The following is a 19,133-nucleotide window of genomic DNA, read 5'->3' on the forward strand; positions in this document are numbered from 1 at the left end:
AGAGGAAGGCCGCCCCTTTGTGCAACTAGTTGCACAAAGAGGCGGCGCACACCACACCGCGCACCGGCGGGTCCCGGCCGGCTCAGCGGCTCTCGAGCCGTACGTGCAGCTCGCGCTCCTGGTCCCCGGAGGCCGTGCTCAGGTCGCGCACGGTGAACAGGGAGTCAAGGGTGGTGCGGAACCTCTCGATCGCCCAGTAGCCGCCCTGTACGTCGGCCTCCACGGACTCCCGGAGCCTGGCGGGGTCGCACTCGCCCCGGTGCGCGTCGGCCACGTCGAAGGTGCCGAGCCACACGGTCGGGCGGACCTCGTGGTACTCCCGGGTCACGTCGCCCGCGTGCCGGTCCGACCCGTAGCACGCGCACAGCGCGTCGAACACGGTCCGGGCGTCCTCCTTGCTGCACCCGCTCAGCTCCACGGAGACGGATTCCGGATGCAGTCGCTCAGCGTCCATGGTGATCGCTCCTCTCGCGGCCATACCACCAGAAAAGCACCACCTGGTGCCGGGCACTACCGGGTGAAGCGGTAGGTCTTGCTGTCGGTCAGCACGCAGAATCCCGGCGAGACGACGATCACGCGCAGGGTGCCGGTGCGGCGGTCGTAGTCGATGCCCTCCGTCTCGAAGTCGCCGGAGCAGGCGCTGCGCAGGGGCAGCTGCCGCAGGGCGGTGACGTGGCCGGTGACGTCCGCGGCGCCGTTGGGCGCGGCGGACAGGTCGATCCGCAGCAGGGGCTTGGTGATGCCGAAGAGGGTGCCCGCCGGGTCGTCCGAGGAGCACAGCAGGGTGGTCGCGTCGAGGAAGTCGCAGCCCTGGACGTCGCGCACGGCGTGGTCCAGACGCACGGTGGCCGCCTGGGGGAGGTTCGCGGACGGCGAGGTGGCCGGGTTGACGCCGGGTGTCGGGAAGACCAGCAGCCGGTTCATGGTGCCCCACTCTCCGGAGAGCATCCACTGACCGTCCGGCGAGACGGCGGACCAGGAGTTGTTCCGCGCCTCACCGGGGCCGAGCGTGTGCACGTACTCCGCCCAGCTTCCGTCGGGCTCCCGTACGCGGAACATCTTCGTGTCGCCGTCGTCGCGCTGGTACGGCTCGATGTAGTGGCCGTCGTAGGAGGCGTCGGGGTCGCCGACGTGGTTCCAGCCGCGGGTGCCGAGGCTCAGCGGGATGGTGCCGATGCCGGTGTAGCGGTTGGGGCTGCCGGCCGGGACCTCGACCGAGGCCAGGCCCTGACTCTCGGTGAGCGGGTCGGCGCGGTCGGAGCCTACCTCGGTCCAGGTGTCGGCCGCGGAGGACTCGGGCAAGGAGTCGACGGCGGCCGCGGGGCCCGCGAGGCCGGCGGAGAGGGCGAGGGCGGCGAGTCCGGTCAGGACGGCGCGACAACGTTGCCGGGCGCGCAGGGGCATGGAGGCTCCTCTGTGGGGGGGGGCGGGCGGCAAGGACGGGGCGTGCGCGTTCGGCGCACAGTCTGGACCGCCCGTCCGGGCATGTACAGACCAACTCCGGTCGCCTTCGTGCGGCGGTCACCGCCGGGCCGGGAGATGCTGGAAGAAGTCCGCGGAGCCGCTCGGAATCGGCCCTGTGCGCGGCGGAACGCGGTAGAACAAGGGAGTCGGCATCAGGAAGGCGTGCCGCGCGGAACGGTGAAGGCGGGGCGTGGGATGAGTACATCCGGGTCTGCCGGGTTCGAGGGCGACGCGTCGCCGCGCGGCCCCGTGCGGCCCAGCGGACTGCTCGACCTGCTCAGCGTGGCCTCGATCGTGCTGGACGACGAGGGCCGGATCGTGCTGTGGAGTCCGCAGGCGGAGGAGCTGTTCGGATACTCCGCGCAGGAGGCGCTGGGACAGTACGCCGCCCGCATCATGGTCCACGAACGCCACCTCGACCTGGTCGTCAAGCTGTTCTCCGACGTCATGCGGACCGGCCGCAGCTGGGCCGGTGCCTTCCCGGTCCGGCACAAGGACGGCGGCACCCGGCTGGTGGAGTTCCGCAACATGCGCCTGCTGGACGACCGCGGCGACGTCTACGCGCTGGGGCTCGCGGCCGACCAGTCGACGGTGCGGCGGCTGGAGCGCGACCTGGCGCTGTCCTCACGGGTGATCACACAGTCACCGGTCGGACTGGCGGTGCTGGACACCGACCTGCGGTACGTCTCGGTCAACCCGGCCCTCGAACGGATCAACGGCATCCCGGCCGACGACCACATCGGCCGGAGGACTCACGAGCTGCTGCCGCAGGTGGACGCGGCCCGGATGGAGGCCGCGGCGCGAGAGGTGCTGGAGACCGGGCAGCCGGTGATCGACAAGCCCACCACCGGGCGGACGCCCGCCGACCCGGACGAGGACCACGCCTGGTCCGTCTCGCTGTACCGGCTGGACGACGCGCTGGGCACGGTCCTGGGCGTGGCCGTCTCGGTCGTGGACGTCACCGAGCAGTACCGGGTGAGCGCCGAGGCCGAGGCCGCGCGGCGCCGGCTGGCCTCGGTGGCGGACGCCTCCGCCCGGATCGGCACCACGCTGGAACTGGACCGCACCGCGCACGAGCTGGCCGACGTGGCCGTGCCCGGCCTCGCCGACGTCGCCGCCGTGGATCTCCTCCAGGCCGTGGTGGAGGGCCGGCGCAGCAACCTGGGCCCGGCCGAACCCGCCGTGATGAGGGCGCTGGCCGTGCACGCGGACGACGCCCCCGACGCGCTCACGGCGGCCGACCGGCCCGGCCAGGTGGCCCGGTACGGACCGGACCGTCTGGTCACCGAGTGCGTACGCAGCGGGCGGCCGGTGTGGGTGCCCCGGGTGACCGGGAAGGACCTGGAGCGCATCGCCCGTTCACCGGAGGCGGCGGAGCTGCTGCGCCGGGCGGGCGTGCACTCGTACCTGGCCGTCCCGCTGATCGCGCGGGGCGAGGTGCTCGGCGCCCTGGACCTGAAGCGGACCGCCAACCCGCTCCCGTTCGGCAAGGACGACCTGCTGCTGGCCAAGGAACTGGCCGCGCGGGCCGCGCTGCAGATCGACAACGCCCGCTGGTACCAGAACGCCCGCACCACCGCCCTGACCCTCCAGCGCAGCCTGCTGCCGAGCCATCCGCCGGTGACCGGTGGCCTGGAGGTCGCCTCGCGCTACCAGCCGGCCGGGGCCACCAGCGAGGTCGGCGGCGACTGGTTCGACGTGATCGAGCTGGAGGGGTGCAAGACCGCGCTCGTGGTGGGGGACGTGATGGGCAGCGGCATCGCGGCGGCGGCCTCGATGGGGCGGCTGCGGACCGCGACGAACACCCTGGCCGCCCTCGACCTGGATCCCGCGCTGCTCATGGAGCACCTGGACCGCACCACGGCGGGCCTGGACCAGGCCATCGCGACCTGCGTCTACGCCGTGCACGACCCGCACGAGAGGCGCTGCCTGATCGCCAACGCGGGGCACCTGCCGCCGGTGCGGCTGCGGGCCGGGCACCCACCGGAGCTGCTGGACCTGCCCACCGGGGTGCCGCTCGGGGTGGGCGGCGTCCCGTTCTCCACGACCGCCGTCGCCCTGGAGCCCGGCGACCGGCTGGTGCTGTACACCGACGGCCTCGTCGAGACCCGCCGGCACCCCCTGGACGAGCGGCTGAACGCCCTCCTGGCCCTGCTGGACGGCCCGGACCGTCCCCTGGAGGAGGTCTGCGACCAGCTCCTGCGCACCCTGCACGAGCCGGAGAACTCCGACGACGTGGCCCTGCTGATCGCCCGCGCCACGCCGCCCGCCTAGGTCCTGTCGTCAGACGGGAGTCTGACGACAGGGCCCAGGCGGTGCCGTACCGCGCTAGTCCCGTACGCCCGTCACCACATGGGCGTACAGCTCCTCCGAGACCGCGACGCGGGTCGTCATTCCGGCGCGGGTGAAGGCGGCGACCGCGGCGGGCGTCTGGGCCTCGCTCGTCTCGACCAAGAGGCAGCCGCCGGGCGCCAGCCAGCGGGGCGCCTCGGCCGCGACGCGGCGCAGTACGTCGAGTCCGTCGGCGCCCCCGTCGAGGGCGACCAGCGGTTCGTGGTCGCGGGCCTCGGCCGGCAGCAGGGCCACCTCGGCGCTGGGGACGTAGGGCACGTTGGCCGCAAGGATGTCCACGCGGCCTCGCAGGACCTCGGGCAGCGCGTCGAACAGGTCACCGGCGTACACCCGGCCGCCCGCGTCGGCGAGGTTGCCGCGGGCGCAGCGCACGGCGGCGGGGTCGACGTCGGCGGCGTGCACCTCGGGCCGGTCCAGGGCGGCGGCCAGGGCCGCGCCGACGGCGCCGGAGCCGCAGCACAGGTCCACGACGACGGACGCGTGCGGCGCGTGGGCGAGGGCCTCGTCGACGAGGAACTCGGTGCGGCGGCGGGGGACGAAGACGCCGGGGGCGACGGCGACCCGCAGACCGCGGAACTCGGCCCAGCCGAGGACGAGTTCAAGGGGCAGCCCGGAGACCCGGCGGTCGATCAGGGCGGTGAGTTCCCCGGCGGTGCGGGCGGCGGCCATCAGCAGCGCCGCCTCGTCCTCGGCGAAGACGCAGCCCGCGGTGCGGAGCGCGGCGACGACGGAGTCGCGCGACGGACAGGGCGCGGAGGGCAGGGGGGAAGGCGAGGAAGCGGAGAGCGAGGGGCGTGCGGGAGGGGACGAGGCCATGGAAGCCGAGAGCCTTTCGGGAACCGAAGGGCGCTCTCGCGGTCAGCCGTTGGCGGTGACCGTGCTGCCGTGAGGGGAGAGCACCCGGGTCGACACAGCAGTAATGGGTCTCACCTCCCAGGTGTCCGGCGGCCGGGACGATCCGCGGCCGACGGTCACAGTACCGCAAGTTGTACTCTGCAACCAGCGATGCGAGGGAGGACCTGTGACGGCTGCCGAGATGCCCGGTACCGCGGCGGACGCGGCCGTGGAGACCGTGCAGCGCGAGATGACGGCCTTCGCCCGCCGCGCCCGCGCCTCGGCGGGGCGTATGCATCCGGAGCTGTCGCTGGTGTCGTACACCCTCCTCGGCCACCTCGAGGAGCGGGACGGCTGCCGGGCCACCGACCTGGCGGCCCACTACGCCCTCGACAAGTCCACGGTCAGCCGCCAGGTGTCCGCGCTGGAGCGGGCCGGGCTGATCGAGCGGCGTCCGGACCCCGAGGACCAGCGTGTGCAGGTCCTGCACCTGACGCGGGCCGGGCGGCGCATCCTGGCGCAGGTCACCGAGAGCCGCCGGGCGGCCTTCCGGGAGCGGCTCGCCGACTGGCCCGACGAGGACCTGATCCGCTTCGCCGCGTATCTGGAGCGGTACAACGCGTGGCGGGGTGGTCCGCGGGGCGAGGACCCGGACCGGGGAACGCCGGCGGGCACGTACCGTTGACGGCGTACGCACTGATCACGCAGGCCGCGAGCACCTCCCGCAGCGGCCCGAAAGGCCCCACCGCATGAACACCACCCGAGGCTTCGCCGGGCGCCCGCGCGCCGACCGGCCGGGGCTGCCGCCCGGCCAGTACGACGCGGGCGACGACTGGCCCGTGCTGTCCGCCGAGGTCACGCCCGACCTCGCACCCGCCGACTGGACCTTCCGGGTCGGCGGTCTCGTGGCCGAGGAGCGCACCTGGGACCTGGCCGGGGCGCGCCGGCTGCCCGCCTCGGCGTACGAGGGCGACATCCACTGCGTGACCGGCTGGTCGAAGTTCGGCGTGCGGTTCGGGGGCGTGTCCCTGGACGCCTTCCTGGAGGCGGTCCGTCCGCTGCCGTCCGCCACACACGCCGTCGCCTACGCGCACACCGGCTACACCGCGAACCTGCCGCTGGCCGACCTGACCGGCGGCCGGGCCTGGATCGCCTGGGAGTACGAGGGGCGCCCGCTCGCCCCCGAGCACGGCGGCCCGGTGCGGCTGGTGGTGCCGCACCTGTACTTCTGGAAGAGCGTGAAGTGGCTCGCGGGCCTCGAGCTGCTCGACCACGACCGGCCGGGCTTCTGGGAGCAGAACGGCTACCACGCGCGCGGCAACCCCTGGGAGGAGCAGCGGTACTCCGGTGACTGAGACGGCCACCCACACGGCGGGGGCCCACACGCCCCCCACGCGGTTCGCCGTGCCCGGACGTATCGAGGTGAACGGCCTGGTGGCCGCCACCTGGCAGCCGGCCACGCTCACGGAGATCCGCCGCGAGACCCCCCGCGCGTCCACCTTCCGGTTCGCGGTGCCCGGCTGGGCGGGCCATCTGCCGGGCCAGCACCTGATGGTCCGGCTCACCGCCGAGGACGGGTACGTGGCCCAGCGTCACTACTCGCTGGCGTCCGCGCCGGACGGCTCCGGGCACATCGAGCTGACCCTCGACCACGTGTCGGAAGGGGAGGTGTCGGGCTGGTTCCACACGGTGGCGCGGCCCGGCGACCGGATCGAGGTGCGCGGCCCGCTGAGCGGCTTCTTCGCCTGGCCGGGCGACCGTCCCGCCCTGCTGCTGGGCGCGGGCTCCGGCGTCGTTCCGCTGATGTCCATGGTCCGGCACCACCGGGCGCGGGGGCTGACGGTGCCGCTGCGGATGCTGGTGTCCGCGCGCGGCCCCGGGGAGTTGATCTACGCGGACGAGTTCGGCCCGGAGACCACCCCCGTCTTCACCCGGAGCGCCCCGGCCGGGACGCCCGTGGGCCGGCTGACCGCCGCGCACCTGGCCCCGCTGCTGTCCGAGCCGCCCGCCGGGGGCTGGGAGGCCTACGTGTGCGGGTCGAACTCGTTCGCCGAGCACGCGTCACGGCTGCTGGTGGCCGGGGGTCAGCCGGTGGAGCGCATCCGGATCGAGCGCTTCGGCTGACCCGGGGCGGAACTTCGCCGCGAGGGTGGGCGAGGCCCGCCGGACTGGGTACCTGTCCAGTACGGGCACTCGCACACTGGCGCGACCTCGAGGCGCGGGGGCTTCCGCCCGTCATGGCCGTCCGTCCGCCTTCGGGTCGCGGTGATCGCGGGGAGGTCGACATGCGAACCCGGGTGCGCGGCTGGCGCTGGCGGCACAATCCGCTGCGCCGCCGGTCGGACGTCGTCGAGTCCTGGACCCTGCTGGCCGTCGCCCTGCTGCTGTTCGTGGGCGCCCCCCTGCTCGGAGCGGCCACCGCCTGGTGGGGCTACGGCCAGGCGAAGGCGATCGTCGCGGAGCAGCGGGCGGACCGGCAGCGCGTGAGCGCCGAGGTGGCCGGCGACACCGGCGGCACCCTGCCGTCCGCCCAGCTAGACGGGCAGCACTCGTACCGCACGACTGTCCGCTGGAGCACGCCGGACGGTACGGAGCGGAGCACCACGGCGCGGGTCCCGGCCGACGCCCGGCGCGGTGACCGGGTCGACGTGTGGCTGGACGCGCGGGGGCGGAGCGTGCCGCCGCCGTCGGACGGCTCCCAGATCTGGCAGCACAGCGCCACCGTGGGCTCCTTCACCGCGATCGGCACCGGCCTCACGGTGCTGCTGCTGCACCGCGCGGTGCGCGGGGTGGCCCTCAGGCGCCGGATGAACGAGTGGGACCGCGACTGGGCCCGCACCGAACCCCAGTGGACGCACCGCGGGGCCTGACGGCCTCCCGCCCGCGACCTGGTCCGCCTCCCGGCACCTCACGTACGGTGTGATCATCCGTACGTCCGGCACGTGCTCCCGCAAAGGCGGTTCCCGATGGCCCTGTTCGATCTTCCGCTCGACGAACTGCGGGCGTACCGGAGCGCGTCGGCTGAGCCGCAGGACTTCGACGCGTTCTGGACCAAGACGCTCCGGGAGGCCCGCGAGCACGACGTGGACGCACGCTTCGAGCCGGTCGACACGGGCCTGTCCACGGTGCGGGTGTACGACGTGACGTTCGCCGGGTTCGGCGGTCACCCGGTGAAGGGCTGGCTGACGCTGCCGGCCGCGGCGGACGAACCGCTCCCGCTGGTCGTGGAGTTCGTCGGGTACGGCGGCGGGCGCGGGCTGCCGCACGAGCACCTGCTGTGGGCGTCCACGGGCCGGGCCCACTTCGTGATGGACACCCGGGGCCAGGGCAGCGGCTGGGGCGGCGGTGGCGGCACCGCGGACCCGGTGGGCGGCGCACCCGCGTACCCGGGCTTCCTGACCCGTGGCCTGGACGCCCCCGAGAACTACTACTACCGCCGGGTCTTCACCGACGCCGTGCGCGCCGTCGAGGCGGCCCGTTCCCACCCGCTGACCGACCCGGCACGCACGGTCGCGCTCGGCGGGAGCCAGGGCGGCGGGATATCGCTCGCGGTGGGCGGCCTGGTGCCCGACCTGGTGGCGGTCGCCCCGGACGTGCCGTTCCTGTGCGACTTCCCGCGCGCGACCACGATCACCGACCGGCATCCCTACCGCGAGGTCGGCCTGTACCTGAAGACGCACCGCGGCCGGACCGAGGACGCGCTGCGCACGCTGTCCTACTTCGACGGCGTGCACTTCGCGGCGCGGGGCCGGGCGCCGGCGCTGTTCTCGGCGGCGCTGGAGGACCAGACCTGCCCCCCGTCGACCGTCTTCGCGGCCTTCAACGCCTGGGCGCACGAGGACAAGGCGATCGAGGTGTACGACTTCAACGACCACGAGGGCGGCGGACCGTTCCAGCAGGCCGCCAAGGTGCGCTGGCTGCGCTCGTACACCTGAGCCGCCGCGGTCCCGGGTGCGGACGGCGCGGTTTCGGACACGGCGGTCGCGGCGGAGGCCGTACGCCGCCGGGGGCGCGGGTGATGTTTCGGCCGAACCGGCGGACCGGCCTTCCCTGCTGGTTTAGACCAGTGGTACTCCTGGTGGCGCACCGAGCCCGCACGGCTACCGTACGTCACCCTCAGGAGGCGCGGCATGGACCGCACCACCCCGCACGACGACCCTCTCGCCGACGACCGGCCGCTGTACTGGCGGGTGGCGGCACGACTGCTCGGCGAACTGCACGACGGCAGCGTCCCGCCGGGCGAACGACTGCCCGGCGAGCGCCGGCTGGCGGAACACTTCGGCGTGAGCCGGGAGACCGTCCGGCAGGCCCTGGACGTGCTGCGCCGGGACGGTCTGCTGACCACCGACCGCCGGGGCAGTCACGCCGCCCTGCCGGGACCGCCGGCCGGGAGTCCGGCGCCGCTCGCCTTCCCGGTGGGCGCCCGTCCGGCCGAGCCCCGCACCGGCGACCGCGCCACCGTCACCTGGGAGGCGCCGCCGCCCGAGCACGCCGCGGCGCTGGGGCTGGTGCCGGGCCGTCCGACGCTGGTGCACCGGTACGCGTCGGCGACCGCCGACGGAAGCGGGCGGCGGACGGCCGTGACCTCGTTCTCGGCCGTCGCGCTCGCCGAGGTCGAGGAGCTGGCCCGCTACCGCGACCGTGCCGACGGCGTCGCCTCGGCCCAGTTGCGGCGGGCCTACGACTGGATGCGCAGGGCGGGCCTGACCCTGCACCACCGGGACACCATCACGCCGCTCACGGACGCGGCCTCGGTCCGGGTGGTGCGCCGGGTGCACGACCAGCACGACCGGCCGCTGGAGATCACGGAGCTTCTGGTGGACGCCCGACAGGACGCCCTGGTCTACGAGTTCACGCTGCCGGCCGCGGGGTGAACCCCGCCGCTACGCCGTACGCCGGGCCGTGACCAGCCGGACGCGCGGGCTGCCGTCGGACCGCCGGCCGAACTCGGGCAGGTCGTGCAGTTCCGCCCGGAAGCCCGCGCGCGCGAGTTCCCGGCCGACGTCCCCGAGGCGGAACGTCCGGTAGTACATGACGAACGGCGGCCGCCACAGCGCGTTGCGCACCCGCATCGCGGCGTCGAAGCCGAGCAGCGTCCAGTACCCCGCAGAGCCGGGGCGGGGCGGCGCGACCACGGGGAAGGCGAAACGGCCGCCCGGCCGGAGCACGGACCGCACCTGGCCGAACAGGCCCGGCAGCTCCCGGGGCAGGAAGTGCCCGAACGCGCCGAAGCTCACCACGAGGTCGAACTCGGCACCGAACGGCAGCGCACGGGCGTCCGCGCGCACCCAGGAGACCTCGGGGCCCGGAGGCGCGGGGCGCCGACGGGCGACCTCCAGCATGCCCGCGCTGAAGTCGACCCCCGTCACCCTGTCCCGGCACACCCGGGCCAGTACGTCCACGCCCGCACCGGTGCCGCAGCACAGGTCGAGCCCGGCGCCGAACGGTCCCATCGGCGCCAGCGCCGAGGCCACGGCGTCGAGCACCCGGTCCGGCGTCCGGTAGGGGGTGTGGTCGAACTTCGGGGCGAGCAGGTCGTAGCCTCGCTCGACCGACGACAGTGCCTGGACGGCGAGTTCGCGCAGGGTGGGGCCTTCGGGGCTGAACATCGGCTCAGCCTAGGTCAGACAGGCCCGAGGACTGCCCGGCGGGCCCGGCCGGGGCACGCCGTTCGTCGAGCACGGTGAGGACGCGCTCGCACCAGCGGGCGTTGTCCCGTTCGAAGGTGATGCCGGCGAGCAGGGTGAGGTAGGGCCCGACGCGGTCGGCCTCGCGGAGGTGCCGCTCCTCCGTGCGTCCGCCCAGCAGGCGTTCTCGTACCCGCTCGTAGCGGGCGAGCTTGCCCAGGGCCCAGGCCCTGCGCTCCTCGACCAGCGCGCGGACGGCGTCGGGGTCGGCGCCGTCCATCGCCTGCATCTTGATCAGGAACTCGTCGCGGACGGCGGTGGGGCGCCGGGTCGGCTCGACGGCGAAGGCGCCCAGCCGCTCCCGTCCGGCCTCGGTGAGCGAGAACAGCCTTTTGGTGGGCCTGCGTTCCTGCTGCACCGTCCGTGCCTCGATCAGCCCGTCGCCAGCCAGGCGCTCCAGCTCCCGGTAGAGCTGCTGCGGCGTGGCGGGCCAGAAGTTGGCGAGCGACACGTCGAACACCTTGGACAGTTCGTAGCCCGAGGCCTCCCCCTCCAGGAGAGCGGCCAGGACGGCGTACTTGAGAGACATGTCGACACGCTAGCAACCACGGACTAATCTACTCCGCACCTATTCAATTATTTTACTAGGAGGTGGCTGCGATGCAGGCATTCCGCGCGGCGGTCGAGGCGCACGACATCGACGCCGTCGAAGCACTGCTGGCCGAGGACGTGGTCTTCACCAGCCCCGTCGTGTTCAAGCCCTACCGGGGCAAGGCGATCACAGCGGCGATCCTGCGCGCGGTCGAGCGCGTCTTCGAGGACTTCCGCTACGAGCGCGTCATCGGCGAGGAGGGCGGCCGCGACCACGCACTGGTCTTCTCGGCACGAGTGGGCGACCGGGAGATCGGCGGCTGCGACTTCCTGCACCTGGACGAGTCGGGCCGGATCGACGAGCTGACGGTGATGGTGCGTCCGCTGTCGGGCGCCCAGGCGCTCCAGGCGGCCATGGCCGCGCAGTTCGAGCGGATCGCCCAGGAGGCGCAGGAGGCGCAGGCGGGTACGGCCGGCTGAGTCCGGCCCGGCACATGCGGAACACGGAATCACGGAAGCCGGAATAGGTACCGCACCGGCGGCGTTGACGGGTGTGGGACGCAGGTTCGTCCCATTCCCGTGCCCCTCCCACCACGTCCCGTGGTACGGTGCGGTCAGCACTTGTGTACGCCCCGCTGGGGCGCCGGTGCCAGTTTCCTTCGGTTCGCCGACCCGCCCGTCGCGATGCGACCGGCGCGTCCGCTTCTCAGCACAACCTCGTGAGCAGGGTCTTCGTACCCGCAGTCACCGAGGTGCTGTTCCCGCCGTCCGGAGGCGTGTCGTCCGACCCCTCGCACGGCCTTCCCCTTCCTTCCGCATGTCCCATGCCCAGGTGTCCTCGAAAGGACCGACCACCATGACCACCACACTCGAACACCCCCCTGTACAGCAGCCCCCGGCCGAGATCGCGAGCGGCGTCCTCGACATCGAGACGGGCGGGAAGGGCCGCCTGCGGGGCGCGAGCCTCCAGCCCGGGCCGGACGACCTCGCCCTCTCCCCCGCCCTGATCCGCCGGCACGGCCTGCGCAAGGGCGACCTGGTCGAGGGCGTGCGCGGCGACCGGCGCACCCTGACCGACGTCGTGCGCGTCAACGGCCGTACGCCCGACGGCCGGGACGGCCGCCGGCACTTCCACGACCTGACCCCGCTGCACCCGCACGAGCGGCTGCGGCTTGAACACCGCGCGGCCGGTCTGACCGGGCGCGTCACCGATCTGCTCGCACCGGTCGGCAAGGGCCAGCGCGGCCTGATCGTCGCCCCGCCCAAGACCGGCAAGACCGTCCTGCTCCAGCAGCTCGCCGCCGCGGTGACCGGCAACCACCCCGAGTCCCGGCTGATGGTGGTGCTGCTCGACGAACGGCCCGAGGAGGTCACCGACATGCGCAGGTCGGTGCGGGGCGAGGTGTACGCCTCGACCTTCGACCAGAGCGCCAAGCAGCACATCGCGCTCGCCGAACTCGTCATCGAGCGCGCCAAGCGGCTCGTCGAGGCCGGTGAGGACGTCGTCATCCTGCTCGACTCCCTCACGCGGCTGTGCAGGGCGCACAACAACGCCTCCTCCTCGGGCGGCCGTACCCTCAGCGGCGGCGTCGACGCCGGGGCGCTGCTCGGCCCCAAGCGGTTCTTCGGCGCGGCCCGCAAGGCGGAGGAGGGCGGCTCCCTCACCATCCTCGCCACCGCCCTGGTGGAGACCGGCTCGCGCGCCGACGACTTCTACTTCGAGGAGCTGAAGAGCACCGGCAACATGGAGCTGCGGCTGAGCCGGGAACTCGCCGCCCGCCGGGTGTTCCCGGCCGTGGACATGGCCGGTTCGGGCACCCGGCGCGAGGAACTCCTGCTGTCCGCCCCCGAGGCCTCCGCCGCGCGCGGGCTGCGGCGGGCGCTGGCGGCCCGCGACGGGCAGACCGGCCTGGAGACGCTGCTGGAGCGGATGCGCCAGACCCCGGACAACGCCACGTTCCTGCGACAGGTCCAGCCCACCCTGCCGGCCGGCTGACCGTATCTGGCCCACCGGGCCACCCGGTCCCGCCGAGGCACCCGGCCACGCCGAGGAACCCGGCCTTACGGCAAACGGGTGCATGCGCGCCCGACTCGCCCCGGGCAGCGCGGCGGTTCGGGCGTCCGTTCCTACGTTTGCGGTATGACTATCGGATTCTCATCTCGGGCGGCTCGATCCACTTGCGTGCTCTGCGTGGCGGGCCTGCTGACGCTCATGCCCGCCGCCGCGGCCGCCCGTACGGGACAGCCGGACCCCGGGCCACCGGGTGCGCCCGGCCCGATGGCGGGGCCCGCGGCGCTGTACGGCTCCGGAACGCAGGTCCGGCCCGGCCCCGAGGCCCCGGGGGTTCCCCATGTCTCCGCGCTGTCCTGGGTGGTCGCCGACGCCGGGAGCGGCGACGTGCTGGCCGCCCACGACGCGCACCGTCCGCTGCCTCCGGCCAGCACCCTCAAGACGCTGTTCGCCCTCACCGTGCTGCCGGTCCTGCCGGGTGGCGTCCGCCATGAGGTGAGCGCGGAGGAGTTGTCCGGCATCGGTTCGGGCAGCAGCCTGGTCGGTGTCGTCGAGGGCCACACCTACCGCGTCTCCGACCTGTGGAACGGGGTCTTCCTCAACTCCGGCAACGACGCCGTGCACGTCCTCGCCTCGCTCACCGGCGGCTGGAGCGCCACGGTCGCCCGGATGCAGGCCGAGGCCCGTGCCCTCGGCGCCCTCGACACCCAGGTGCGCTCACCCGACGGCTACGACGCGCCGGGCCAGGTGTCGTCGGCGTACGACCTGGCGGTCTTCGGACGGGCGGGGCTGCACAACCCGGACTTCGCGCGGTACTGCGGCAAGGTCGACGCGCTCTTCCCCGGCCGGGACGGGGAGGCATACGGAATCATGAACACCAACCGCCTGCTCACCGGGGCGGACGGTGTGGAGCCCTACCCGGGGCTCATCGGTGTCAAGAACGGCTACACCAGCAACGCCGGCAACACGCTGATCGCGGCGGCCCACCGCGACGGGCGCACCCTGGTGGTCAGCGTGATGAACCCGCAGGAGGGCGGCGGCCACGCCGTGTACGAGGAGGCCCGTTCGCTGCTCGACTGGGGCTTCGAGGCGTCCGGTCTGGTCGAGCCGGTGGGCTCGCTCACGCCCCCGGACGAGCGGCCCCAGCCGGGCTCGGAGGCGGCGGCGCCCGTGGCGGTCGCCTCGACGCGGGCCACCGGGCACGAGCCGGGCTGGCCGGAGACCGGCGCCATCCTCGGCGTCGCCGGGCTCGGCGCGGGCGTCATGGCGCTGGCGCTGCGGCTCAAGCTCGTCCGCGACGACGGGAGTTGACGAGGAGCGGGAGGAGGACCCCCGGGGCGGGGTGGTGCTGGCCACACCCCTGTTCCGGGGGCGGACGCCATTCTGCGGCAGGTAGCGCGTTCACATACTGAACCGCATGGCCAATCCAACGATGCTCATCGAGAACTCCCCCGCGCACGGAGAGGAACAGCGACGCGAGAAGGGCAGCGACTTCTCCGAACTCTCACGGCGCATGGCCGACGCGGACCTGCTCCGGCGCCGCCCGCTGTACTACACGGTGCGCTTCGGTGCCGTCGCCCTCGCGCTCGCGGGCGGTGTCGCCGCCTTCGTCACCCTGGGGGACAGTTGGAGCCAGCTGGTGGTCGCGGCGGCGCTGGCCGTCGTCTTCGGCCAGCTCGGACTGGCCGCCCACGACCTCGCCCACCGCCAGGTCTTCACCCGCCGGCGTCCCAGCGAGGCGGGCGGACTGCTGGTGGCCAACCTGCTGCTCGGCATGAGCTACGGCTGGTGGATGAACAAGCACACCCGCCACCACGCCAATCCCAACCACGAGGAGAAGGACCCGGACGTCTCCCCCGACATCCTCGTGTGGTCCCGGGGCCAGGCGAGCAGGGCGAAGGGGCTGCCGCGCTTCGTCGGGAAGCACCAGGCGGCCCTGTTCTTCCCGCTGCTGACGCTGGAAGGTCTCAACCTGAGTTTCAACAGCTTCAAGGCGCTGCGCAGCCCGTCCATGAAGCGGCCGGTGGTGGAGGGGTCGCTGCTCGTCGCGCACTTCGTCCTGTACTTCGGCGGACTGTTCACGCTGCTGTCCCCCGGCAAGGCGCTCGCCTTCATCGCCGTGCACCAGGGCCTGTTCGGGATCTACCTCGGCTCGGTCTTCGCACCCAACCACAAGGGCATGCCGATGATCGAGGAGGGCACGCGGCTGGACTTCCTGCGCCGCCAGGTCCTCACCTCCCGCAACGTACGCGGCGGTGTGTTCGTCGACGCCTTCATGGGCGGCCTCAACTACCAGATCGAGCACCACCTCTTCCCCAGCATGCCGACCCCCGCGCTGGCCAGGGCCCAGGTCATCACCGAGCGGTACTGCGCCGAGCTGGGCGTCCCGTACCACCAGACGGGGCTGCTCGCCTCGCACCGCGAAGCCCTGCGGCACATGCGGAGCGTCGGGGAACCGCTGCGCGCCTCCCGCTGAGCGCGATGGCGGTCAGCTCTGCAGCACGCCCGCGCCCAGCAGCCCGAACAGCAGGACGCCGACCGCGATCCGGTAGACGACGAAGGCGTTGAAGGAGTGCTTGGCGACGAACTGCAGCAGCCAGGCGATGGAGGCGTAGGCCACCACGAAGGAGACGAGGGTGCCGACCAGCAGGGGCGCGGCACCCGCTCCCGCGCCCAGCGCGTCCTTCAGTTCGTACAGACCGGCGCCGGTCAGGGCCGGGATGCCGAGGAAGAAGGAGAGCCGGGTGGCGGCGACCCGGTCGAGGTCGAGCATCAGGGCGGTGGACATGGTGGCGCCGGAGCGGGAGAAGCCGGGGAACAGGAGCGCGAGGATCTGCGAGCCGCCGACCAGCATGGCGTCCTTGAACGAGGTGTCGTCCTCGCCCCGCTTGTGCCGGCCGGTGCGGTCCGCCACCCACATGACCCCGCTGCCGACGATCAGTGAGCCGGCCACCACCCACAGGGAGGCGAGCGGGCCCTTGATCAGCGGCTTGGCGGCCAGGCCCACCAGGACGATCGGGATCGTCGCGCAGATGACCCACCACGCGAACTTGTAGTCGTGGTGGTACCGCTCCTCCCGGTCCCGCAGCCCGCGCACCCACGCGGAGAGGATCCGGGCGATGTCCTTGTGGAAGTAGACGAGCACGGCGGCGATCGCGCCGACCTGGATGACCGCCGAGAAGCCGATGACGGAGTGGTCGTCCACGGGGATGCCCATCAGCCCCTCGGCGATCTTGAGGTGGCCGGTGGAGGAGACGGGCAGGAACTCGGTGACCCCCTCGACGGCTCCGAGGACGATGGCCTGACCGATGCTGATGGCGCTCATGAGACCCACTTCCTACTACACGCGGGCGAGCACCTCCCGTCACACTCGGAGCGCGTCGGCGAGTGTCACCCCCGCGAACACCGCCGCGAGGCCGGCCGCCACGCTCGCCGTCACGTTCACCGCGGCCGGGAGGCGGGAGCCCGTCCCGGTGAGGCGGAGCGTCTCGTAGGAGAAGGTCGAGTACGTCGTGAGGGCGCCGCACAGCCCGGTCCCGAGCAGGAGGCGCAGGTCGGATCCCACGGCTCCGGCCAGCGTGGCACCGGTGACCAGTCCCAGGACCAGAGAGCCGAGGACGTTCACGGTGAAGGTGCCCCAGGGGAAGTCCGAGCCGTGCCGGGACTGCACCGCGCGGTCGGTGAGGTAGCGCAGGGGCGCTCCGGCCATGCCGCCCACGACGACCAGCAGCCAGTTCATCCGGGGCTCCGCCTCCGCTTCAGTGTCCGGCGGGCCGCCCACGAGGCGAACCACACCGCGGTGAGCGCGGCGAACGGGGTGGCGGCGAGATAGGCCAGACCGGCGCCGGGGTGGCCGTCCGCGAGCAGCCCGCGGATGTCCGCCGCGTAGGTGGAGAAGGTGGTGAAACCGCCGAGCACGCCGGTGCCGAGGAAGGGCCGGACCAGGCGGTGGGCGTCCCACACCTCGGTCACGGCCACCATGAGCACGCCCATGGCGGCGCAGCCTGCCACGTTGACCCAGAAGGTCGTCCAGGGGAATCCGCCGATCCGCGTCGGCCACCACAGGGCGGCGGCGTAGCGGGCCGCGGCGCCCGCACCACCGCCGAGGGCCACGACCGCGACTACGGGTGCCTGGACACGCCACCCCTGCGTCATCGTCGTACGCCTCCCGCTCGCTCTACGGCGGGGCCAGGGTAGCCCGGCTACCAGCCCTTCTCGAACATCCGGGCCACCTCAGCGATGCGCACCTCGTCGCGCCGGTAGTACGTCCGCCCGCGGATCCTGCGGGTGCGCAGCAGGCCGAGGCGGGTGAGCAGGGCCAGGTGGGTCTCGGCCACCCGGCGGGGCACACCGAGCTTCGCGGCGACCGGGCCGGATGCGACGCCGTGCGCGGCAGCGTCCACACGGCGCTGCGGCGGGAAGTGCGCGACCGGGTCCCTGAGCCATTCCAGGATGTCGAGACGCGTGCCGTGCGCGGGGGTCCTCGGCATCTCGCCCTCCCTCCGGGCCCGCCCGTCCCTGCCCGTCCACTGTCCCGCAGCCGGGGTGCCGCTGTCCGGGAGTCCCCTTCCTTGTCCGGTACCCGACCCGCCGGAGCCCGGCTTGCTTGTTTCTTGCACGCGCACTAGTTGCACACTCAACGAACGGGCTTTCCGGTGCTACCGTGCAGGTATGGCAGTCAGGACGGCCGGTCTGCGGCTCGAGGAACGGTGGCGGGAGATCCTCGCCGTACACGCGCGCACCATGTGCGAAATCGACCGCGCGCTGCATCCGCACGGTCTGGGGGCGAGCGACTTCGAGGTGCTCGACCTCCTCGTGACCGAAGGCCCTCAGGAGGGCGCCCAGTGCCGGGTGCAGAACCTGGTCGGCCGGGTCCATCTGAGCCAGAGCGCGCTGTCCCGGCTCATCGCCCGGCTGGAGAAGGACGGGTTGGTCGAGCGCACGATGTGCGCGGAGGACCGGCGCGGTGTGTACGTCACCCTCACCCACCGGGGCCGCGAGCTGCACGGCGAGGTACTGCCGCTGCAGCGGGCCGTACTGTCCCGCATGCTCGGCGACGACGAGCCGCGCCCCTGACCGGAGCCGGCTTAACCGTCGCGGCGGGGCGGGACGGCACGGACCCCCACCAAGAGCGGCTCAGGGGCGCGCCAGCAGGCTGCGTACGCCGTCCGACGTCAGGGTGAGCCGGTGCTCGGATCCGGCGTCGATGGACAGCGACAGGTCGTCGGCGGGCCACTGCGCGGCGAGGGCGCCCAGCGGCACCATCCGGTAGCGGGAGACGTACGGAAGCAGGTCCGCCATCTCCAGCTCCGAGGTGAACACGGGCACCACCTGACGGCCGCCCTGCTGTTCCAGCACCGGCAGTGCCAGCATGCCGGGGTCGGCGGCCTCCTGGTCGTTCGTGTCGTCGGGCACGGGGACGAGAACGTCGCTGCTCGCGAGCGTGTCGAGCGCCGCGGTGTCCTCGGGGTTCCCGGGGTTCTCGGCCAGTGTGTCCAGGGCACGCTGGGCGGGCGTCACGGGGTGGTCGTTCGCGGGTGTCTCCATGGCAGATTCCCTGATAGCGGCGGTCTACGGCCCGCGCGGACGATGGGCACGGACGCGGTCCAGACTCGCGTACCCGATCACCCCCGGCGCAATCATGTGCGCCGCGGGTGCCGGACTCAGTCCTTCCGCTCGGCCGCCTCCACCAGCGCGGCCAGCTTCGCCAGGGCCATCCGCGTACCCGTCTCGTTGTCGGCGGCCGGCACCGCGTCGGGCAGCCCGTCGTGGGCGAAGGCCACCTCCGTGCCACCGCCCGCGTCGGTGAGCGTCGTGGTCATGGTCATCCGGCCCTGGAACGCGGGGTCGGCGGACTCGAACTCCAGCACCTCCACGACCTGCTCGTCGGGCACGAGGCGGGCGAAGTGCCCGTGGTAGGTGTCGGTGTGCGCGGCCGACTTGCCCGTGCCCGCAGGCGTCTCGTAGGTGAGTGAGACGCGGAAGGCGCCGCCCGTGCGGGCCTCGAACGTGTGCACCCGGGCGGTCATGCCGTCCGGGACCCGCCAGGCGGCGACGGCCGCCGGGTCGAGCAGCGCGCGGTACACGGCGGAGCGCGGGGCGTTCACATGACGGGAGACGCGGGTCGAGTGCATGGGCACCACCCTTCCCCCGCCCGTCCCCCCGGGCAAGCACCACGGAAAGCGCACTCATCTGATCGCAAGGGGGCCCACTTGATCGATCAACGGAGTGGTCGGGTTAGCATATGAGCGCCG

At 73.2% G+C, this 19,133-nt stretch carries 23 protein-coding genes; 12 read left to right on the top strand and 11 right to left on the bottom strand.

The features are described 5' to 3' along the window. Window positions 1-82 precede the first annotated feature (82 nt). On the bottom strand, window positions 83-454 hold the full coding sequence (locus ACGF3J_RS22075) for a hypothetical protein (protein ID WP_161329734.1): 372 nt from the start codon (window positions 452-454) through the stop codon (window positions 83-85). 56 nt (window positions 455-510) lie between these two features. Next, window positions 511-1,404 carry a hypothetical protein gene (locus ACGF3J_RS22080; RefSeq protein WP_161329733.1) on the bottom strand — a complete coding sequence of 298 codons (894 nt, stop codon included), beginning with the start codon at window positions 1,402-1,404 and terminating at the stop codon, window positions 511-513. Window positions 1,405-1,659: 255 nt separating this feature from the next. Here ACGF3J_RS22080 and ACGF3J_RS22085 point away from each other — a divergent pair, with 255 nt between their 5' ends. Further along, on the top strand, window positions 1,660-3,738 hold the full coding sequence (locus tag ACGF3J_RS22085) for a SpoIIE family protein phosphatase (protein ID WP_161328467.1): 2,079 nt from the start codon (window positions 1,660-1,662) through the stop codon (window positions 3,736-3,738). Between the two features lie 54 nt (window positions 3,739-3,792). Here ACGF3J_RS22085 and ACGF3J_RS22090 read toward each other — a convergent pair whose 3' ends face one another. Further along, entirely contained in the window at window positions 3,793-4,632 is an 840-nt protein-coding gene (locus tag ACGF3J_RS22090; RefSeq protein WP_393854512.1) for a putative protein N(5)-glutamine methyltransferase, read from the bottom strand. 220 nt (window positions 4,633-4,852) lie between these two features. Between ACGF3J_RS22090 and ACGF3J_RS22095 the strand changes: the two genes are divergently transcribed. The 6 genes from ACGF3J_RS22095 (at window position 4,853) to ACGF3J_RS22120 (ending at window position 9,524) form a co-directional block, all read left to right on the top strand. Beyond that, window positions 4,853-5,335, top strand: coding sequence for a MarR family winged helix-turn-helix transcriptional regulator (locus tag ACGF3J_RS22095; protein WP_161332290.1), 483 nt, complete (start codon window positions 4,853-4,855; stop codon window positions 5,333-5,335). Window positions 5,336-5,399: 64 nt separating this feature from the next. Next, complete coding sequence (locus ACGF3J_RS22100; protein ID WP_161332274.1) at window positions 5,400-6,005, top strand: sulfite oxidase-like oxidoreductase; 606 nt, start codon at window positions 5,400-5,402, stop codon at window positions 6,003-6,005. After that, window positions 5,998-6,774: a ferredoxin reductase gene (locus ACGF3J_RS22105; RefSeq protein ID WP_346346318.1), complete on the top strand. Its 777-nt coding sequence runs from the start codon at window positions 5,998-6,000 to the stop codon at window positions 6,772-6,774. Before ACGF3J_RS22100 ends, ACGF3J_RS22105 begins: the two co-directional genes overlap by 8 nt. 161 nt (window positions 6,775-6,935) lie before the next feature. Next, complete coding sequence (locus ACGF3J_RS22110) at window positions 6,936-7,520, top strand: hypothetical protein (RefSeq protein WP_161332275.1); 585 nt, start codon at window positions 6,936-6,938, stop codon at window positions 7,518-7,520. Between the two features lie 96 nt (window positions 7,521-7,616). After that, window positions 7,617-8,585: an acetylxylan esterase gene (locus ACGF3J_RS22115; RefSeq protein WP_161332276.1), complete on the top strand. Its 969-nt coding sequence runs from the start codon at window positions 7,617-7,619 to the stop codon at window positions 8,583-8,585. 195 nt (window positions 8,586-8,780) lie between these two features. Beyond that, window positions 8,781-9,524 (top strand): GntR family transcriptional regulator, encoded by a 744-nt coding sequence (locus ACGF3J_RS22120; RefSeq protein ID WP_161332277.1) that lies wholly within the window; start codon window positions 8,781-8,783, stop codon window positions 9,522-9,524. Between the two features lie 9 nt (window positions 9,525-9,533). On the opposite strand, the gene ACGF3J_RS22125 is transcribed toward ACGF3J_RS22120, so the two are convergent. Continuing rightward, window positions 9,534-10,259 carry a class I SAM-dependent methyltransferase gene (locus tag ACGF3J_RS22125; protein WP_161332278.1) on the bottom strand — a complete coding sequence of 242 codons (726 nt, stop codon included), beginning with the start codon at window positions 10,257-10,259 and terminating at the stop codon, window positions 9,534-9,536. Window positions 10,260-10,263: 4 nt separating this feature from the next. Further along, on the bottom strand, window positions 10,264-10,866 hold the full coding sequence (locus ACGF3J_RS22130) for a PadR family transcriptional regulator (protein WP_161332279.1): 603 nt from the start codon (window positions 10,864-10,866) through the stop codon (window positions 10,264-10,266). 71 nt (window positions 10,867-10,937) lie between these two features. Here ACGF3J_RS22130 and ACGF3J_RS22135 point away from each other — a divergent pair, with 71 nt between their 5' ends. From ACGF3J_RS22135 to ACGF3J_RS22150, 4 genes are all read left to right on the top strand, one after another. Continuing rightward, window positions 10,938-11,348 (top strand): nuclear transport factor 2 family protein, encoded by a 411-nt coding sequence (locus tag ACGF3J_RS22135; protein ID WP_125490715.1) that lies wholly within the window; start codon window positions 10,938-10,940, stop codon window positions 11,346-11,348. Window positions 11,349-11,724: 376 nt separating this feature from the next. Further along, window positions 11,725-12,864 (top strand): transcription termination factor Rho, encoded by a 1,140-nt coding sequence (gene rho / locus ACGF3J_RS22140; protein WP_161332280.1) that lies wholly within the window; start codon window positions 11,725-11,727, stop codon window positions 12,862-12,864. A gap of 144 nt (window positions 12,865-13,008) precedes the next feature. Then, entirely contained in the window at window positions 13,009-14,190 is a 1,182-nt protein-coding gene (locus ACGF3J_RS22145) for a D-alanyl-D-alanine carboxypeptidase family protein (protein WP_161332281.1), read from the top strand. A 106-nt stretch (window positions 14,191-14,296) separates the two neighbouring features. Continuing rightward, complete coding sequence (locus ACGF3J_RS22150) at window positions 14,297-15,355, top strand: fatty acid desaturase family protein (protein ID WP_393854513.1); 1,059 nt, start codon at window positions 14,297-14,299, stop codon at window positions 15,353-15,355. Window positions 15,356-15,367: 12 nt separating this feature from the next. Here the strand turns inward: ACGF3J_RS22150 and ACGF3J_RS22155 are convergent, their stop codons facing one another. Genes ACGF3J_RS22155 through ACGF3J_RS22170 form a run of 4 tightly spaced genes read right to left on the bottom strand, consistent with a single transcriptional unit; the run spans window position 15,368 to window position 17,369 of the window. After that, on the bottom strand, window positions 15,368-16,204 hold the full coding sequence (locus ACGF3J_RS22155) for an undecaprenyl-diphosphate phosphatase (RefSeq protein ID WP_161332282.1): 837 nt from the start codon (window positions 16,202-16,204) through the stop codon (window positions 15,368-15,370). A gap of 39 nt (window positions 16,205-16,243) precedes the next feature. Then, window positions 16,244-16,618 carry a fluoride efflux transporter CrcB gene (gene crcB / locus ACGF3J_RS22160; RefSeq protein ID WP_161332283.1) on the bottom strand — a complete coding sequence of 125 codons (375 nt, stop codon included), beginning with the start codon at window positions 16,616-16,618 and terminating at the stop codon, window positions 16,244-16,246. Then, a complete protein-coding gene (locus ACGF3J_RS22165; protein WP_161332284.1) occupies window positions 16,615-17,034 on the bottom strand; it encodes a CrcB family protein in 420 nt (139 codons plus the stop codon). The genes crcB and ACGF3J_RS22165 overlap by 4 nt, the downstream gene beginning before the upstream one ends. A 47-nt stretch (window positions 17,035-17,081) precedes the next feature. Then, window positions 17,082-17,369 carry a helix-turn-helix domain-containing protein gene (locus ACGF3J_RS22170; protein WP_161332285.1) on the bottom strand — a complete coding sequence of 96 codons (288 nt, stop codon included), beginning with the start codon at window positions 17,367-17,369 and terminating at the stop codon, window positions 17,082-17,084. 181 nt (window positions 17,370-17,550) lie between these two features. Between ACGF3J_RS22170 and ACGF3J_RS22175 the strand changes: the two genes are divergently transcribed. Continuing rightward, window positions 17,551-17,955 carry a MarR family winged helix-turn-helix transcriptional regulator gene (locus ACGF3J_RS22175; protein WP_161332286.1) on the top strand — a complete coding sequence of 135 codons (405 nt, stop codon included), beginning with the start codon at window positions 17,551-17,553 and terminating at the stop codon, window positions 17,953-17,955. 60 nt (window positions 17,956-18,015) lie between these two features. Here ACGF3J_RS22175 and ACGF3J_RS22180 read toward each other — a convergent pair whose 3' ends face one another. Together ACGF3J_RS22180 and ACGF3J_RS22185 are read right to left on the bottom strand one after the other, a co-directional pair. Beyond that, window positions 18,016-18,426, bottom strand: coding sequence for an SseB family protein (locus tag ACGF3J_RS22180; protein WP_161332287.1), 411 nt, complete (start codon window positions 18,424-18,426; stop codon window positions 18,016-18,018). Window positions 18,427-18,542: 116 nt separating this feature from the next. Then, window positions 18,543-19,013 (bottom strand): SRPBCC family protein, encoded by a 471-nt coding sequence (locus ACGF3J_RS22185; protein WP_161332288.1) that lies wholly within the window; start codon window positions 19,011-19,013, stop codon window positions 18,543-18,545. Window positions 19,014-19,133 lie beyond the last annotated feature (120 nt).

The sequence above is a fragment of the Streptomyces sp. NPDC048171 genome (genome assembly GCF_043202655.1).
Taxonomy (GTDB): Bacteria; Actinomycetota; Actinomycetes; order Streptomycetales; family Streptomycetaceae; genus Streptomyces.

What these genes read in the sequence shown, in the direction of transcription:
- ACGF3J_RS22075 (WP_161329734.1), bottom strand. Translation starts at nt 454, where the DNA reads ATGGACGCTGAGCGACTGCATCCGGAATCCGTCTCCGTGGAGCTGAGC.
- ACGF3J_RS22080 (WP_161329733.1), bottom strand. Translation starts at nt 1,404, where the DNA reads ATGCCCCTGCGCGCCCGGCAACGTTGTCGCGCCGTCCTGACCGGACTC.
- ACGF3J_RS22085 (WP_161328467.1), top strand. Translation starts at nt 1,660, where the DNA reads ATGAGTACATCCGGGTCTGCCGGGTTCGAGGGCGACGCGTCGCCGCGC.
- ACGF3J_RS22090 (WP_393854512.1), bottom strand. Translation starts at nt 4,632, where the DNA reads ATGGCCTCGTCCCCTCCCGCACGCCCCTCGCTCTCCGCTTCCTCGCCT.
- ACGF3J_RS22095 (WP_161332290.1), top strand. Translation starts at nt 4,853, where the DNA reads ATGCCCGGTACCGCGGCGGACGCGGCCGTGGAGACCGTGCAGCGCGAG.
- ACGF3J_RS22100 (WP_161332274.1), top strand. Translation starts at nt 5,400, where the DNA reads ATGAACACCACCCGAGGCTTCGCCGGGCGCCCGCGCGCCGACCGGCCG.
- ACGF3J_RS22110 (WP_161332275.1), top strand. Translation starts at nt 6,936, where the DNA reads ATGCGAACCCGGGTGCGCGGCTGGCGCTGGCGGCACAATCCGCTGCGC.
- ACGF3J_RS22115 (WP_161332276.1), top strand. Translation starts at nt 7,617, where the DNA reads ATGGCCCTGTTCGATCTTCCGCTCGACGAACTGCGGGCGTACCGGAGC.
- ACGF3J_RS22120 (WP_161332277.1), top strand. Translation starts at nt 8,781, where the DNA reads ATGGACCGCACCACCCCGCACGACGACCCTCTCGCCGACGACCGGCCG.
- ACGF3J_RS22125 (WP_161332278.1), bottom strand. Translation starts at nt 10,259, where the DNA reads ATGTTCAGCCCCGAAGGCCCCACCCTGCGCGAACTCGCCGTCCAGGCA.
- ACGF3J_RS22130 (WP_161332279.1), bottom strand. Translation starts at nt 10,866, where the DNA reads ATGTCTCTCAAGTACGCCGTCCTGGCCGCTCTCCTGGAGGGGGAGGCC.
- ACGF3J_RS22135 (WP_125490715.1), top strand. Translation starts at nt 10,938, where the DNA reads ATGCAGGCATTCCGCGCGGCGGTCGAGGCGCACGACATCGACGCCGTC.
- rho (WP_161332280.1), top strand. Translation starts at nt 11,725, where the DNA reads ATGACCACCACACTCGAACACCCCCCTGTACAGCAGCCCCCGGCCGAG.
- ACGF3J_RS22145 (WP_161332281.1), top strand. Translation starts at nt 13,009, where the DNA reads ATGACTATCGGATTCTCATCTCGGGCGGCTCGATCCACTTGCGTGCTC.
- ACGF3J_RS22150 (WP_393854513.1), top strand. Translation starts at nt 14,297, where the DNA reads ATGGCCAATCCAACGATGCTCATCGAGAACTCCCCCGCGCACGGAGAG.
- ACGF3J_RS22155 (WP_161332282.1), bottom strand. Translation starts at nt 16,204, where the DNA reads ATGAGCGCCATCAGCATCGGTCAGGCCATCGTCCTCGGAGCCGTCGAG.
- crcB (WP_161332283.1), bottom strand. Translation starts at nt 16,618, where the DNA reads ATGAACTGGCTGCTGGTCGTCGTGGGCGGCATGGCCGGAGCGCCCCTG.
- ACGF3J_RS22165 (WP_161332284.1), bottom strand. Translation starts at nt 17,034, where the DNA reads ATGACGCAGGGGTGGCGTGTCCAGGCACCCGTAGTCGCGGTCGTGGCC.
- ACGF3J_RS22170 (WP_161332285.1), bottom strand. Translation starts at nt 17,369, where the DNA reads ATGCCGAGGACCCCCGCGCACGGCACGCGTCTCGACATCCTGGAATGG.
- ACGF3J_RS22175 (WP_161332286.1), top strand. Translation starts at nt 17,551, where the DNA reads ATGGCAGTCAGGACGGCCGGTCTGCGGCTCGAGGAACGGTGGCGGGAG.
- ACGF3J_RS22180 (WP_161332287.1), bottom strand. Translation starts at nt 18,426, where the DNA reads ATGGAGACACCCGCGAACGACCACCCCGTGACGCCCGCCCAGCGTGCC.
- ACGF3J_RS22185 (WP_161332288.1), bottom strand. Translation starts at nt 19,013, where the DNA reads ATGCACTCGACCCGCGTCTCCCGTCATGTGAACGCCCCGCGCTCCGCC.